General features: G+C 73.3%; 11 protein-coding genes. 5 read left to right on the top strand and 6 right to left on the bottom strand.

From position 1 onward, the window contains the following. Positions 1-6: 6 nt before the first annotated feature. The 6 genes from ACZZ97_RS15215 to ACZZ97_RS15190 form a co-directional block, all read right to left on the bottom strand. Complete coding sequence (locus tag ACZZ97_RS15215; protein WP_314103446.1) at positions 7-1776, bottom strand: ABC transporter ATP-binding protein; 1770 nt, start codon at positions 1774-1776, stop codon at positions 7-9. After that, entirely contained in the window at positions 1773-2819 is a 1047-nt protein-coding gene (locus ACZZ97_RS15210; RefSeq protein WP_314103444.1) for an ABC transporter permease, read from the bottom strand. The genes ACZZ97_RS15215 and ACZZ97_RS15210 overlap by 4 nt, the downstream gene beginning before the upstream one ends. Then, positions 2816-3796 carry an ABC transporter permease gene (locus tag ACZZ97_RS15205; protein ID WP_314103442.1) on the bottom strand — a complete coding sequence of 327 codons (981 nt, stop codon included), beginning with the start codon at positions 3794-3796 and terminating at the stop codon, positions 2816-2818. The genes ACZZ97_RS15210 and ACZZ97_RS15205 overlap by 4 nt, the downstream gene beginning before the upstream one ends. Next, complete coding sequence (locus ACZZ97_RS15200; protein ID WP_463473692.1) at positions 3793-5472, bottom strand: ABC transporter substrate-binding protein; 1680 nt, start codon at positions 5470-5472, stop codon at positions 3793-3795. The genes ACZZ97_RS15205 and ACZZ97_RS15200 overlap by 4 nt, the downstream gene beginning before the upstream one ends. A 175-nt stretch (positions 5473-5647) precedes the next feature. Next, entirely contained in the window at positions 5648-6931 is a 1284-nt protein-coding gene (locus ACZZ97_RS15195) for a LacI family DNA-binding transcriptional regulator (RefSeq protein WP_463473691.1), read from the bottom strand. 142 nt (positions 6932-7073) lie between these two features. Continuing rightward, positions 7074-9584, bottom strand: coding sequence for a S8 family peptidase (locus ACZZ97_RS15190; RefSeq protein WP_463473690.1), 2511 nt, complete (start codon positions 9582-9584; stop codon positions 7074-7076). A 362-nt stretch (positions 9585-9946) separates the two neighbouring features. Here ACZZ97_RS15190 and ACZZ97_RS15185 point away from each other — a divergent pair, with 362 nt between their 5' ends. From ACZZ97_RS15185 to ACZZ97_RS15165, 5 genes are all read left to right on the top strand, one after another. Next, positions 9947-10891, top strand: coding sequence for a hypothetical protein (locus tag ACZZ97_RS15185; RefSeq protein WP_463473689.1), 945 nt, complete (start codon positions 9947-9949; stop codon positions 10889-10891). 81 nt (positions 10892-10972) lie between these two features. Further along, positions 10973-11146: a hypothetical protein gene (locus ACZZ97_RS15180; protein ID WP_463473688.1), complete on the top strand. Its 174-nt coding sequence runs from the start codon at positions 10973-10975 to the stop codon at positions 11144-11146. Continuing rightward, complete coding sequence (gene acs / locus ACZZ97_RS15175; protein ID WP_463473687.1) at positions 11146-13236, top strand: acetate--CoA ligase; 2091 nt, start codon at positions 11146-11148, stop codon at positions 13234-13236. Before ACZZ97_RS15180 ends, acs begins: the two co-directional genes overlap by 1 nt. Before the next feature lie 211 nt (positions 13237-13447). Beyond that, positions 13448-14056 (top strand): nitroreductase family protein, encoded by a 609-nt coding sequence (locus tag ACZZ97_RS15170; RefSeq protein ID WP_463473686.1) that lies wholly within the window; start codon positions 13448-13450, stop codon positions 14054-14056. Positions 14057-14332: 276 nt separating this feature from the next. After that, the gene (locus tag ACZZ97_RS15165; protein WP_463473685.1) at positions 14333-15460 is read left to right on the top strand and encodes a DUF4190 domain-containing protein; all 1128 of its coding nucleotides are present in this window, start codon (positions 14333-14335) and stop codon (positions 15458-15460) included. Positions 15461-15481: the final 21 nt, after the last annotated feature.

The following is a 15481-nucleotide window of genomic DNA, read 5'->3' as shown; positions in this document are numbered from 1 at the left end:
GGCGGGTCAGGAGGCGCGGTGCGTGCGCCGCGGGTTCGGCACGGCGTCGAGCAGGCGCACCGTGTACGGGTCGGTCGGCCGCTGCAGCACCTCGGCGGTGCGGCCTCGCTCGACCACGGCGCCGTCGTGCAGCACCATCACGTCGTCGGTGATGAGCCGCGCGCTGAGCAGGTCGTGCGTGATGTAGAGCATCGAGACCCCCCACTGTTCGCGCAGGTCCTCGAGCAGGGCGAGCACGCCGGCCCGCAGCGACACGTCGAGCATCGAGACGGGCTCGTCCGCGATGATCACCTGCGGGTCGCTGGCGAGCGCCCGCGCGATGACGACGCGCTGCCGCTGACCGCCGGAGAGCTGGTGCGGCAGCTTCGCCGCGAACTGCTCGACCGGCGTCAGACCGACGGTCTCGAGCAGTTCCAGGACACGGCGCCGCGCCTCCTGCCCTCGCAGCCCCGTGTAGTTCACGACCGGCCGCGTCAGCGTGTACTCGACGGTGTGCAGCGGGTTCAGGGCGGAGTACGGGTCCTGGAACACCATCTGCACGTCGCTGCGCAGGTCGCGGAGGCCGCGCCCGCGCACCTTCGTGACGTCGACGTCGCCGAACGTGATGGTGCCCTCGCTCGGCTTCTCGACGCCGGTGACCATGCGCGCGATCGTGCTCTTGCCCGACCCCGACTGTCCGACGAGCGCGAGCGACTGCCCCGGCTCGAGGGTGAACGACACGTCGCGGACGGCCCGCACGGGGTCCTCGCCCCGACGAGGAGGCGCGTAGGTCTTGCTGACGCCGGTCACGGTGATCGCGCTCTGGGCCACCTTCGTGCTGCGCGTCGCGACGCTCGGCGTGCTGGTGGTCGTGTCGACGCGGCGCTCGCCCCGCGCCCGACGCACCGCCCTGTCCTCGAAGCCGGGCAGCGAGACGACCTCGGCGCGGGGGTCGGCGTAGTGCGACAGCAGCATCTGCGTGTACTCGTGCTGCGGGTCGGCGAGCACGTCGGCGGAGCGGCCGTCCTCGACGATGCGGCCCTCGTGCATGACGAGCACGCGCTCGGTCGCCTCGAGCACGATGCCGAGGTCGTGGCTGATCAGCACGGCCGTGAAGCCCTCGCTCTGCTGCAGCGAGATGATCGTGTCCATCACGGCGTGCTGCACGAGCACGTCGAGCGCCGTGGTCGGCTCGTCGAAGACCATCAGCTGCGGCTCGAGCGAGAGGGCGAGGGCGATCGAGACGCGTTGGCGCATGCCGCCGCTCAGCTCGCCGGGGAACCGCGCCAGCACCTTCGGGTCGAGCTCGACCTTCTGCACGAGCTCGGCGGCGCGGGAGTCCCAGCGCTCGCGCGGCACGTGGCCGTGGGCCTTGAAGATGTCGACGAAGTGCTTGTGGATCGTGCGCACCGGGTTGAGCGCGTTCATGCCCGACTGCAGCACCATCGCGAAGCCGCCCTGGCGCTGCTGGCGCAGGGCCTCGGCGTCGAGGTCGCGGATGTCGGCGCCGTCGAAGACGATGCTGCCGCCGTTGGTGCGCGCCGGCGGCTTCTGCAGCCGCGTCAGCGCGTAGCCGAGCGTCGACTTGCCCGAGCCGGACTCGCCGACCAGGCCGACGAACTCGCCGCGGCGCAGCGAGAACGACACGTGGTCGACGGCCTGCACCGGCGTCGAGGCGGCTGACTCGTAGACGACGCTGAGGTCGCGCACGTCGAGCAGCGGGGCGTCACCGGCGGTCGTCGTCGTCGAGGAGGCGGTTGCGTTGCCGAGACCGGTAGCCGAATCTGACGAGCTCATCGTTCTTCCTTCGTTCCTGTTGCTCGCTGGCCCGACCCGGCAAGCCGGGTCGGCGCTGGCGTCGCAGTGACGCTGGCGCGTCCCTCTGAGCTCCAGCGCGCCTTCTTCTTGGACGTGCCCTCGCGCAGGCGCGGGTTGCTCACGGCGTCGACGCCGAAGTTGATCAGCGTGAGGCTCATCGCGAGCAGGGCGATGCAGAGGCCGGGGGCGAACAGGAGGATCCACTGCCCGGTGAGCAGGGCGTTCGAGTTCTGCGCCCAGTAGAGGATGGTGCCCCAGCTGACGATCGACGAGTCGCCGAGCCCCAGGAACTCGAGGCCCGCCTCCGCCAGGATCGCGCTGGTCGCGGCGCCGAAGAACGAGCCGACGATCAGCGACGTCATGTTCGGCAGGATCTCGCGGAACACGATGCGCGTCGCGCCCTCGCCCGAGAACCGGGCGGCCTCGACGAAGTCGCGCGACCGCAGCGACTGCGTCTGGCTGCGCAGCACGCGGGCGCCCCAGGCCCAGCCGGTCACGACGATCACCGCGATGATGACCGCGATGCCGCCGTTCTGCAGGTAGGCCGCGATGACGATCATCAGCGGCAGGCCGGGGATGACGAGGAACAGGTTGACGACGAAGCCGACCACCTCGGCCGCCGGGCCGCGCATGTAGCCCCAGCTGAGGCCGATCCCGACGGCGACGAGCGTCGCGGCGATGCCGGCCACGAAGCCGACGAACACGCTGATGCGGGCGCCCCAGATCAGCTGGCTGAGCACGTCCTCGCCGGCGGCGGTCGTGCCCATCCAGTGGGCCCAGGAGGCGTCCTGGTTGCGCTCGAACCCGTTCTCGCTGCCGCCGTAGGGCGCGATGAGCGGGGCGAGGACGGCCATCAGGACGAAGACGCCCAGGATGACGATGCCGATCTTGGCCTTCGGGTTCGACCAGACGACGCCGGCGGTGCGCAGCACGGTCTGCCAGGTGCTGGGCGCGGCCTGCTCGGCGGCGGGGCCGGCAGGGTCGCCGCCCTCGGGGAGGCGGACGGACACGGTGGAGGTCATCGGCGGGTCCTTGGGTCGAGCACGCCGTACAAGATGTCGACGAGGAAGTTGGCGACGAGCACGCTCACGGTGATCATCAGGAAGAGGGCCTGCATCAGCGGGTAGTCCTGGCCGATGACGGCGTTGAACAGCAGGTAGCCGATGCCGGGGTAGCCGAAGACCTGCTCGACGAGGATCGAGCCGCCGACCACCCCGCCGAGGGCGAGGCCGAAGCCGGTGAGGTTCGGCAGGATGGCGTTGCGGGCGGCGTAGCGCACGGCGACCGTCCGGCCCTTCAGGCCGTTCGCCTCCGCGAAGGTCACGTAGTCGTCGCCGAGCGTGTTGATCATGGCGTTCCGCATGCCGAGGATCCAGCCGCCGAGGCTCGTGACGAGGATCGTCACCGCCGGCAGCACCGCGTGCAGCAGGGCGTCGCCGACGAACGCCGGAGTGAAGCCCGGCGTGGTCGTCGCGCCGTAGGCCCCGGTGGTCGGGAACCAGTGCAGCACGTAGCCGAGGAAGAAGAGGAGGAGCAGGGCCGTCCAGAAGTACGGGAACGTGCTCATGAAGCTGCCCGAGAGCGTCGGCAGCGAGTCGAGCCAGGTGCCGCGCTTCCAGGCCGCGGCGACGCCGATCAGGGTGCCGACCACGAACGCGATCACGGTGCACGCGCCGACGAGGATCAGCGTGTACGGCAGCGCCTGCCCGACGAGGTGCCCGACCGTCTCGGGGAAGAACGTGTAGCTCGTCCCGAAGTCGAGCCGGACGACCTGGCCGAGGTAGGCGACGTACTGCTGCAGCACGTTGCCGTCGGGCACGCCGAGCTGCGCCTCGATGGCGGCGCGGGTGGCCTCGGTCACGGGGCCGTTCTGCGACAGCTTCGCGATCGCGGCGTCGGTGGGGTCGCCGGGCATCAGCCGCGGCAGGACGAAGTTGAGCGTCACCGCCGCCCACAGGGTGAGGACGAAGAGGCCGAGCTTCTGGGCTGCGTACTTCACTGGTCGTCACCGCCCTGGTCGACGCGCTTCAGCTTCGTGAAGATCAGCAGCGGTGCCTGGTCGTAGTTCTGCGGGGCCATGTACGGGTCCTTCTCGCTCGGCCAGCCGGTGAACTTGGAGTCGTTGAACAGGCCCCAGAGGCCGCCGTAGTAGAGGCCGATGACCGGCTTCTGCTCGTAGACGACGTTCTGCAGCGCGTACGACAGCCGCTGCTGCTCGGCCGGGTCGATCGCGGCCTTCCACTCGTCGAGCAGCTCGTCGACGGCAGGGTCGCTGAAGCGGCCGAAGTTCGAGGCCGTCGTCTCGCCGACCGGCGTCGCGAACCCGCTGTTGAGCAGCGTGTTGTAGGCCTGGTACGTGTTGCCGTTGCCCATGCCGCCGAGCGCCATGTCGAACTCGCCGTTCGCGATGGCCGACTGGTAGCCGGCAGGCTGGGGAGCCTGGATCTGCACGTCGATGCCGATCGCGCCCAGCTGGGCCCGCACCTCCTGCACGGCCCTCAGCCAGTCGGTGTAGCCGTTGGCCGTGAGGATCGTGATGCGCAGCTGCTGGCCGTCGGGGCCGACCAGCTGGTCGCCCTGCTGCGTGTAGCCGGCCTGCGCGAACGCGGCGAGGGCGCCGTCGACGTCCTGGCCGATCACTCCCTCGTTCGGGATCGAGGGGTCGAGGTCGTCCTGCTGGTTGGGCAGGATGAGCCCGGTCTGGCCGGCCGGCTCGAGGTAGCCCTCGGTCGCCGACTCGGCGATCTGGTCGCGGTCGAGCGCCAGCGCGATGCCGTTCCGCACGTCCACGTCGTCGAAGGGGGCCTTCGTGAGGTTCGGCATCAGGCCGATCACGCCGCCCGGTGGGAACCAGTACGAGTTCGTGTCGCTCGCCGCGCCCCAGGTGCCCTCGACGTCGCTGATGAACGAGTACGCCCAGTCGTAGCCGCGCGTGACGGTGTCGAGCTGGTTGTTCGTCGCGGGCAGGATCAGGTGCGCGATGTCGATCTTCTCGGCCTGCCAGTAGGACTCGTTCTTGTCCATCGAGTACTGCAGCGCCGAGTAGTTGCCGAGCGTGAACGGGCCGGTGCCGACCGGGTCGGGGTTGCGGTACGTCGCGGGGTCGTCGACCTGGCTCCAGAGGTGCTCGGGGACGATCGTCGTCTGGCCGATGATCTCCATGGCCGGCACGTCGTCGGTCTGCAGGTGGAAGACGACGTGGTCGCCCTGCTGCTCGATCGTGTCGATGTGCTGCCAGGCGCCCTTGAGGTCGAGCGCGGGGTTCGCCTTGATCAGGTCGAACGTGTAGACCACGTCGGCGGGCGTCATCGGCTCGCCGTCGGACCACTCGACGCCGTCGCGGATCGTCATGTCGACGGTGCGCGCGTCGGGCAGCGTCGTCTCGCTCGCGAGCCACGGCGTGATCTCGCCGTCGAGCGGGTTGATCTCGAGCAGGGGCTCGTAGATCCACGTCGAGGCGGTGCGCTTGTTCGTGAGGAACGGGTTGAAGTTCCGCTCGAACTGCGGGTTGCCCTTGTCGGCGTTGATGAGCATCGTGTCGGCGCCGATCGTCGGGTCGGGCTCGCTGCGGATCTGGATGCTGCAGCCGGTGGCCACGAGGACCACGGCGGTGGCGGCGGCCAGGGCCGCCACGGCGGTGCGCGCTCGGGCGCGGTGTCTGTTCGTGTGCGTCATCGCCACGGTTCTCTCATTCGTCGTCGAGGTGAGCATCGTCAGTGTAAGCGCATACATGGCTGCGCCGCAACGGTGGGCGGCGGCATGAACCGCGTTCCGAACCATGAACCACGTTCTATCTCGGTTCATGGTTCGGAACGCGGTTCGAGGCCGGACCAGGGTCGGGCCGGGCCGGTCAGCGGGCGGGGCAGCTCTCGCGCAGCAGGACCTCGACGGGCAGGGTCACCCGCTGAGGAGGCGCGGTGGGGTCGGTCAGCCGCGTCACGATCGTGCGCACCGCGACCCGGCCGAGGTCGTTCATCGGCTGGCGCACCGTCGTGAGGCGCGGCGTCGAGAAGCGGCCCGCCTCGATGCCGTCGAAGCCCGTCACGGCGACCCGGCCCGGCACGTCCACCCCGTGCGCGACGAACGCGTCGAGCACGCCGAGCGCCGACTGGTCGTTGGCGCAGACGACGGCCTGCGGGAGCGGGTCGGAGGAGGCGACCAGCGCCTCCCCGGCCCGCCTGCCGCCCTCGCGCGAGAAGTCGCCGCGCTCGACGCGCACGCGGACAGGGCCGCGGCCCTGCAGCGCTGCGGCCGCCGTGGCCGCGGCGACGGCCTGGTCGAAGCCTCGGTGCCGGTCGGCCTCGTCGGGAGAGTCGCCGGGGCCGGCGACGTAGACGAGGTCGGCGACCCGGCTGCGCGTCTCGGCCGGCTCGAGCCCGTCGCCCGGCTCGCCCGCCGCGCGCGGCTCGCTCGCCGCGCCCGGCCCGCCGGCCGCGCGCCCGAGGACGAACTCGGTCAGGGCGCGCATGCCCGCGGCGTTGTCGACGCTGACGTGGTCGAGCTCGTCGCCCGGGCGGGAGTCGGCGAGCACCACGACGGGGATGCGGCGCGACACGTGCGCGAGCAGGTCGGCGGGCACGGTCTGGGCGAGGACGGCGAGGCCGTCCACGCGGCCTGCGATGTCGTTGAGCATGACCTCCCGGCTGGAGCCCCGACCGGCGGCGACCATGAGGGCGAAGCCGCGCCTCCAGGACTCGACCTCCGCGCCGCGGAGCACCTCGTCGAAGTAGAGGTTCGCCGGGTTCGACGCGGTGCGGGGGGCGTCGGCGCCGGTGCCGGCGCCGGTTCCGGTGCCGGTGCCGGTGCCGGTGCCGGTCGGCGCAGGAGGCGTCGGTCGCCCCTCGCGATCGTCGATCAGCGGGATGCGGCTCGCGTCCGCGACGCGCTCCCAGTCGGGCTCGGGCAGGTCGATGCCGTCGTGGCCGGGGAGGAACAGGCCGAGCACCCCGTGACGACGACCCGCGAGGCCGCGCGCGGCGCCGCTCGGCACGTAGCCGAGCGAGCGGACCGAGTCGAGCACGCGGGCCCTCGTCTCGGGGCGGACGTCGTCGGGACGACGGAGCACGCGGGAGACGGTGGCGATCGAGACGCCCGCGTGGGCGGCCACGTCGTAGACGGTGGGGGCCTTGGTCACGGGGTCCGTCCGGCGCAGGGCATGGGCTCCATCCTAGGCACGGGGACGCGGCGGGCCGGGGCGGGGAGCGCGACGGAGCCGCCCGCCCCAGGAGGGACGAGCGGCTCCGTCGACTTCAGCGACCGCGGGGCGACCCTCCGGCCTAGCCCTCGATCCGCGCGTCGGCGCGACGGCGCAGGCGACGGGCCGCGACGAGCGCGCCGGCACCGGCGACGAGGAGGAGCAGAGCGGCCGACAGGGGCGCGCCCGGCTCCGAGCCGGTGTAGGCCAGGGCCCCGGCACGCGTCGAGGCGACCGGCACGACGCCGGTGCCCGCGGGCGTCGTGACGGGGACGACGCCGGCGCCCGGCACGGTGACCGGCGGCACGACGGCCGCCGCGGCGACGCTGAACAGCACCGGGTCGGTGAACGTCGACGAGGTGCCGTCGGCGAGGACCTGCAGGGCGGTGGTGCCGTAGTCGCCGGCCGGGACCCCGGTGAAGGAGGCGGTGAACGCGCCCGTCGCGTCGGTCTGGATCGTCGACGCCGAGAAGCCGAGGTCCGTGTCGAACGCGACCGGCTCCCCCGCCACGTCGAGCCTGGCGGAGGGCGACGTGGGCGTCACCAGCTGCTCGAAGCCCTCGAACTGGTCGGCCGTGGCGAGGACGACCGTGACGAGGGCGTTCGACTGCGCTGTGCCGGTCACCGTCACGGTGCCGGCCTCGACGGTGGACCCGGTGACGGGAGCGGTGATGGCAGGCCCGGCCACCGCCTCCTCGACCAGCAGGTCGAGCGTCGCGCGGCTGCCCGCGTCGCCGGTCAGCGCGAGCGTCGTCGCACCGGCCGGGAGGAAGGGGCTGAGCACCGCGGGGCCGACGAGGCGGCCCTGGGCGTCGGCGACGAACTCGCCCTCGAGGGGCTGCCCGTCGGCGTCCGTGACCGTCACGGTCTCACCGGGGACGAAGTTGGCCCCGCGGATGAGGAAGGGACGACCGGCCTGGACCGTGCCGTCGGCGACGGCCGCGACCGGGGCGAGGTCCTCGGTGACCGCCGCGAAGGCGTTCACGAGACCCGCGCCGAAGTAGCGCGAGCCGGTGAGCCCGCCCGCACCGGCGACGGGGGTGGCCTGCTGCTCCAGCAGCGCCTGCAGCTCGGCGGGCGACGCGTCAGGGTGGACGGACGCCAGCAGCGCAGCGACGCCGGCGACGTGCGGCGATGCCATCGAGGTGCCGCTCTTGACGCCGTAGCCGTTGTCGGCGACGACTGTCGAGAGGATGTCCGTACCGGGAGCCGCGATGTCGATGACGCCTTCGCCGTAGTTCGAGAACGACGACTTGGAGATGCTGCCGTCGGTGTTCTGCTGCACCGAGGCGACCGTCACGACACCGTCGACCTCGGTCGGGATGTCGAGGCACTCGTCGTCGAGGGGGCGGTCGACGATCGGCGTGCTGTCGTTCGGGCTCGTGCTCTCGGTCGTCTTGTTCGCGAGGTCGTAGTTCGAGTTGCCGGCCGCGGCGATGTTCAGCACGCCCTGCGTCTCGGAGTACTCGACGGCACGGCGAACGGCCTCGAGGGCAGGCGCCTGGTCGGCGTCGGTGCCGCACCAGAACTGGTACGGGTCGACGTAGTAGCTGTTGTTCGTCACGTCCATGCCCTGCTCGGCAGCCCACATGAATCCGCAGAGGGCGTACTCGGGGTAGATGAACCCGTCGTCGTTGACGACCTTGACGCTGGCCATCTTCGCGCCGGGTGCGATGCCGACGATGCCGACGCCGTTCTCTGCCGCGCCGATCGTGCCCGCGACGTGCGTGCCGTGGTCGCTCGTGGTCGGCACCCAGGCGGCCTGCGTCTGGTCGGGGACGCCGTTCACCGTGCAGCCGACCGACTTCGACGCGTCGATCTGCGTCGCGAGGTCGGGGTGGTCAGCGTCGATGCCGCTGTCGAGCACGCCGACGACGACCTCGGCGCTGCCGGGGTCGATCGCGCGTGCCTCGGGCGCCCCGATCACGTCCATGTCCCACTGCTCGCCTTCGCGGGGGTCGACCGTGACGGCCTGCTCGCCGAGCGGGGTGTGGATGGCCAGGGTGCCGCCGGCGGCGGGGGCGTCGGTGACCTCGGCGGTGCGCGTCGGCCCCGCCGAGTCGATGCCGACGGAGGCGCGGACGGCGGCGAGGAACTCGGTGTCGCTCGCCTGAGCCGTCACGACGCCGATCTCGGGGTACGACTGCAGCACGACACCGCCGGCCTGCACGACGGCGAGCTCGGCGCTCGTCGTCGCCGCGACCGTGGCCGCGGTGTTGACGGCGTAGTTCATGAGGGGGCCGGGCGCGGCGGCGGCGTCGACGTCGTCGGACGCGGAGGGGGCCTCCGTGACCGCGGCCTCGTCCGTCGTGGCGGCCTCGTCCGTCGTGGCGGCCCCGTCCGTCTCGGCGGGCCCGTCCGTCGTCTCGGGCCCGTCCGTCGTCTCGGCCGCGTCCGTCTCGGCGGGCACGACCGGCGCGCTCGTCGGTGCGGGTGCGTCGGTCGTCGCCGTCTCGGCCGGAGCGGCCGACTCGACGTCGAGCCCTTCGTCGCCGTCGGCGGCGAACGCGGCGGTGGGCGCGAGCACGAGGGCGCTCGCGAGCGCCAGGGCGGTCGCGTAGCGCGCTCCCCGGCCTCGGGTGGATCTGATCACGTGGTGACTCCTGATGTCGGGCGCACGGCGACGGGCGCGAGCGTCGGGGACCAGGTCGCTCGGCCCCCTGGTCGAGCGGCCCCCGAGGCCGGATGTACCCCAGAGTAGGGGCCCGCTGTTTCGGGCGCGTTACGTGTGCGCCAAGTGGCCTGCCCGCCCGTACCCCGCGTACTGCCCCTCGCGACGTCCGGTCCCGAGCATCCCGTCCCGTCTCGTTCCGAGCATCCCGTCCCGCCGCGACCGGACGGGATGCTCGGAACGAGACGGGACACTCGACCGACCGCGACGGGCAGCGCACACGCGGCGACCAGGCCTGTGGAGAGGATCCGACGCCGAGGAGCGCGTTCGGGCAGGGTCGTCGGGTGAGCGACGACGACCCCCTCCCCCTCCTGGTCCGGGTGCCGAGCCTCGGCTCGGACTCGCGCGAGGCGACCAGGCTGCGACGGGCCGCGTCTGCCGGACGCTGGCGCCGCCTCCATCCCGGCTCGTACGTCCGGGCCGACGAGTGGGAGGCGCTGACGCCCCGTCGACGCCACGTGCTGCTGGTCGAGTCCGCCCTCGGCCGCACCGGCGCCCGCCACGTGGTGTCGCACCTGTCGGCGGCCGCGCTGCTCCGCACGCCGGTGCTCGGAGACTGGCCCGACCGGGTGCACGTCACCGACCCGGACGCCCTCGGCCCGCAGTCGACGGTCGCCCTCGTGAAGCACCAGGGACCGCTCGACGGCGACGAGGTGTCGTCGCTCCGCGGGGCCCGGCTCACGACGCCCGCCCGCACCGCGGCCGATCTCGCCCTCGGCACGCGGTCGATCGAGGAGGTCACCGTGGTCCTCGACGACCTGCTGCACCGGGAGCTGACCACGAAGGAGGCGGTGCTCGCCTCCCTGGACCGCCGACCGCGGGCGCGCGGCCAGGCCGGGGCCCGCCGAGCCCTCGCCTTCGCGGACGGCCGCTCCGACTCGGCGGGCGAGTCGCGCACCCGGGTGCTGCTGCACCGGCTGGGCGCGCCCGTACCCGTGCTGCAACGACGCTTCGAGCTCGGACGCGGCCGCTGGGACCCGCACGTCGACTTCTGGTTCCCCGCCCAGGGCTGCGTCCTCGAGTTCGACGGCGTGAGCAAGTACACGCAGAGCCGGTGGCGCGGGTCGCTGACGCCCGAGCAGGTCGTGGTGAAGGAGAAGATCCGGGAGGACGCGATCCGTCGCCAGGCCGACGTGCGCGCGTTCGTGCGGTGCACCGCCTGGCACCTCGGCGACCCGCGGCGACTCCGGTCGCTGCTCGAGAGCGCAGGCGTGCCGTGCAGCCGGTGACCCCGGCGGCCGTGCGGGCCGGCTCGGTCGCATCGGGTCCCGTCTCGTTCCGAGCATCCCGTCCCGCCGCGACCGGACGGAATGCTCGGAACGAGACGGGACGCGGCGCGGCGCAGCGTCGGCGCGGCGTCGGCGCGGCGTCGGCGCGGCGTCCGCGAGCGCGGCGAGCGCGGCGAGCTCGGCGGCGAGCGCGGCCCGTTACGCGACGTGACGCTGCCCCGGTGGGCCGGCCCGCGCCTCCGTACGCTCGGGTGATGGCCCCGAGCGACACCACCACGACCGCCCGCGACACCATCTCGAACCTGCTCGACGAGCGGCGGACGTTCCCGGCGCCGAGCGCGCTCGCCGCGACCGCGAACGTCACGAGCTCCGAGCACGCGCGCGCCGCGGCCGACCCCGTCGCCTTCTGGGAGGAGCAGGCTCGCCGGCTCGACTGGGTGACGCCGTGGCACACGGCCCACACCTGGGCGCCCGTCACCGAGCGAGAGGACGGCAGCCTCACGGTGCCCGAGGCGACCTGGTTCACGGGCGGCCGCCTCAACGTCGCCGTCAACTGCGTCGACCGGCACGTCGCGGCAGGGAACGGCGAGAAGGTCGCGCTGCACGTCGAGGGCGAGCGCGGGGACCGGCGTGACGTCACGTACGCACAGCTGCAGCGCGAGGTCGTCAAGGCCGCGAACGGCCTCCGCAGCCTGGGGGTCGGCGAGGGCGACCGCGTCGTCGTCTACCTGCCCGTCATCGCCGAGACGATCGTCGTGACGCTCGCGATCGCGCGGATCGGCGCGATCCACTCGCTCGTCTTCGGCGGCTTCTCGGGCGAGGCGCTCAAGTTCCGGGTCGAGGACACGGGCGCGAAGCTGCTCGTCACCACCGACGGGCAGTTCCGGCGGGGCGCCGCGGTGCCGGTCAAGGCGAACGCCGACCACGCCGTGAGCGGCGAGAACCAGGTCGAGCACGTGCTCGTCGTGCGGCGCACCGGCGACGAGACGCCCGACGTGCCGTGGACCGAGGGCCGCGACCTCTGGTGGCACGACGTGGTCGACGCGCAGCCCGACACGGACGAACCGGAGGCGTTCGACGCCGAGACGCCCCTCTTCATCATGTACACGAGCGGCACGACCGGGAAGCCGAAGGGCCTCGTGCACACGAGCGGCGGCTACCTCACGGCCGCGAGCTGGACGCACTGGGCCGTCTTCGACGCGAGGCCCGACGATGTGCACTGGTGCACGGCCGACCTGGCCTGGGTGACGGCGCACACCTACGAGATCTACGGCCCGCTCTCGAACGGCCTCACACAGGTGATCTACGAGGGCACGCCCGACATCCCGCACCCTGCCCGGCACCTCGAGATCATCGAGCGCTACGGCGTGACGACGTACTACACGGCGCCGACCCTGGTGCGGACGCTGGCGTCGTGGTTCCCCGACGGCCTGCCGACCGACCACGACCTGAGCTCCCTGCGTCTCCTCGGCACGGTCGGCGAGGCCATCAACCCGGAGGCGTGGGTCTGGTTCCGCGAGCAATTCGGCCGGGGCGAGCTGCCGATCGTCGACACGTGGTGGCAGTCGGAGACGGGAGCGGCCGTGATGGCCCCGCTGCCGGGCGTCGACACCCTCAAGCCCGGCTCGTCGCTGCGGGCGCTGCCCGGCGTCTCGACCGCGATCGTCGACGAGGCCGGCGAGCGCGTCCCGAACGGCTCCGGCGGCTACCTCGTCGTGCAGCAGACGCCCCCGTCGCTCGCCCGCACGGTCTGGGGCGACCCCGAGCGCTACCGCGACAGCTACTGGGCGAAGTACTGGCGGCAGGGCTGGTTCTTCTCCGGCGACGGCGCCAAGTACGACGACGACGGCGACATCTGGCTGCTCGGCCGCGTCGACGACGTCATCAACGTGTCGGGCCACCGCCTGTCGACGATCGAGATCGAGTCGTCGCTGGTCGCGCACCCCCTCGTCGCCGAGGCGGCGGTCGTCGGCGTCTCGGACGCGCGCACCGGCCAGGCGATCGCCGCCTTCGTCGTGCCCGCGACCCGTCCCGCAGGAGGCGCGGTGCGCGACGCCGGCGACGCCTCCGAACCGCAGGTCTGGGCCGCACTCTCGGGGTCGGCGTCGGGCTCGCTGTCGCCCCTGCTGCGCGCCCACGTCGCCGACCAGATCGGCCCCGTGGCGAAGCCCGCGACCGTGCTCGTCGTCCCCGACCTGCCGAAGACCCGCTCGGGCAAGATCATGCGGCGCCTGCTGGGCGACGTCTCGGAGGGGCGCGAGCTCGGCGACACGACCAGCCTGCAGGACGCGTCGGTGCCGGAGCGGATCGCGGCCGTGCTCGCGAAGGTGCGCGGCGCCTCCTAGGGTCGCCCGCGTCTCCCGGACCACCGAGTGGTCAGGAGCTGTCCTCTCGGGGCCCGAGGGGGACACTTCTTGACCACTCGGTGCGGTCGCGGCGCCGCGGGGCGCCCCGGGGTGCGCCGGGAATCTTGCGCGAAGAGCAACGGTTCACCTCGATGGCCCGACGTCGCGCCGGCCCCTCCCCCACCCCCGTCACCACGAAAGCCGGTCCACCGTGTCGATCTCCGAGACCACCTCCACCGCCCCCTCCACCGTCCGCACCGCCGAGACGAGCGTGCCGATCGTCGACCTGCTCGACGAGCGCTGGAGCCCCCGCTCGTTCGACCCGACCGCGACGATCAGCGACGCACAGCTCGACGCCCTGCTCGAGGCCGCCCGCTGGGCCCCGTCGGCCCAGAACCACCAGCCCCGCCGCTTCGTCGTCGCGCGCCGCGGCACCGAGACCTTCGACACGATCGTCGGCGCCCTGCTGAGCTTCAACGCGATGTGGGCCGGGAACGCCTCGGCGCTGGTCGTCGCCCTGGCCGAGACCTCGACCGTCGAGGGCGACGACCGCCCGACCGCCGAGTACGACCTCGGCCAGGCAGTCGCGCACCTCAGCGTCCAGGCGCACGCCGAGGGCTTCCACACCCACCAGATGGCCGGCGTCGAGTGGGACAAGCTCGTGGCCGCCTTCGACCTGCCCGCGAACCTGAAGCCCGTCACCGTCACCGCCGTCGGCGTCGTCGACGAGGCCGACAAGCTGATCGAGGCGCTGGCCGAGCGCGAGACCGCGCCGCGTGTCCGCCTGTCGCTCGACGAGCTGGTGCTGCGCCGCGACTAGCCCTCCGCTGCGGCGGCTGGCACTGCCGCTGCCCGAGCGCTGCGCGTCCTGACCCCTCGGACCCGCGCGCACCCTTCTGCGCGAGCGAGGGCGTGCGCGGGTCCGAGGGGTCTCGTCGTGACGCGGCCGCCTCATCCGCTGGGGCGACGGCGCAGGAGGCGCGGGTCATCCTGCAGGACCGCCCCCGGGCCACCGACGGCGGACGTGCGGGGAGGCGCGGCTCCGTAGCGTCGAGGACGGGCCGGTGGACGCCGGCCGCGCACGCGAGGAGACACCATGACCGACGACCGCACGCCCCCCGAGGGCGTCGCCGACGACGCCGACCGACACGCGACCGAAGAGCTCGGCCGCTCCGTACCTGACGCGCCCCTCGCGCCACCGGCGCAGCCCGCAGGGCCCGCAGGGTCCGCAGGGTCCGCGCAGCCCTCGGGGTCCGCGCAACCCGCAGGACCCGCGCAGCCCGCAGGACCCGCGCTGCCGCCGGCCCGCAGCGGTGCGAGCGGCTGGGCGATCGCGGCCCTCGTCGTCGGCATCGGCGCGTTCCTCGTCGGGCTCGTCCCCGTGGTCGGCCTGCTGGTCGCACTGGTCGGCGTCGCCCTCGGGGTCGTCGCGCTGGTGCGCCGCCGTCGTGCGCAGTCGGGTCTCGGCCTGGGCGTCACGGGCCTGGCGCTGTCGGGTCTCGCAGCCGTGACGAACGTCGCCGTCGTGGCCGTGCTCGTCGTGGCCGTGCCCGTCGGGGCCCGCCTCGCGGACGAGGCCGCGAGCAGCTGGTACGGCGGGGACACAGGGCAGGGCCTCGACGGCGACCCGTACGGCCCCGGCCAGGGCCCCGGGTACGACGACGGCGCCGCCGACCCCGTCGTGGTGACGACCTCGTGCTGGTCGTTCTCGCTCCCCGACGACGCCTGGGTCTCCGGCGACGGCAGCGACGCCGACGCCTGCGCCACGTCCTTCGGCGTCGCCGACGACACCGCGGTCACGCCCGTGCGGGTCGTGACCGTGCCCGCCGCCGTCGCCGCGGGCCTCGTCCCCGCGACGAGCACCGACCGGGTCGCCGACGCCGTCGCCGCCCTGCGCCCGAGCTGGCTGCCCGGCGTCGGCACCGTCGTCGGCGCGCCCGAGCAGACCACGCTCGACGGCCAGCCCGCCGCCCTCGTCCGGGTCGCGACCGGGGACGACCTCGGCACGCCCGCCGCCGTGGTCGTCGCGTGGTCGCCCGCCGACGCGACCGGCACCTCCTCGCTCACCCTCGTGACCGTCGGATCGGACACGGACGCGGACCTCGGCTACGTCTACGGCTACGACGACGGCTCGACGGACGACGCCTCCGCCGCCGTCCGTGCCGCAGCGACCGAGCGCACACTCACGAGCCTCACCGGCACCTGGGACTGGGCAGGCCGCTGACCCGGGGGTCGTGCTGGTCCC

The organism is Frigoribacterium sp. AC512 (assembly GCF_979258295.1).
The sequence above is the reverse complement of the archived record's forward strand: the minus strand, read 5'-3'. Positions and strand labels throughout refer to the sequence as shown.

Excerpts from the sequence above, each read along its gene's own strand:
- ACZZ97_RS15215 (WP_314103446.1), bottom strand. The coding sequence starts at position 1,776 with ATGAGCTCGTCAGATTCGGCTACCGGTCTCGGCAACGCAACCGCCTCC.
- ACZZ97_RS15210 (WP_314103444.1), bottom strand. The coding sequence starts at position 2,819 with ATGACCTCCACCGTGTCCGTCCGCCTCCCCGAGGGCGGCGACCCTGCC.
- ACZZ97_RS15200 (WP_463473692.1), bottom strand. The coding sequence starts at position 5,472 with ATGACGCACACGAACAGACACCGCGCCCGAGCGCGCACCGCCGTGGCG.
- ACZZ97_RS15180 (WP_463473688.1), top strand. The coding sequence starts at position 10,973 with ATGCTCGGAACGAGACGGGACGCGGCGCGGCGCAGCGTCGGCGCGGCG.
- acs (WP_463473687.1), top strand. The coding sequence starts at position 11,146 with ATGGCCCCGAGCGACACCACCACGACCGCCCGCGACACCATCTCGAAC.
- ACZZ97_RS15165 (WP_463473685.1), top strand. The coding sequence starts at position 14,333 with ATGACCGACGACCGCACGCCCCCCGAGGGCGTCGCCGACGACGCCGAC.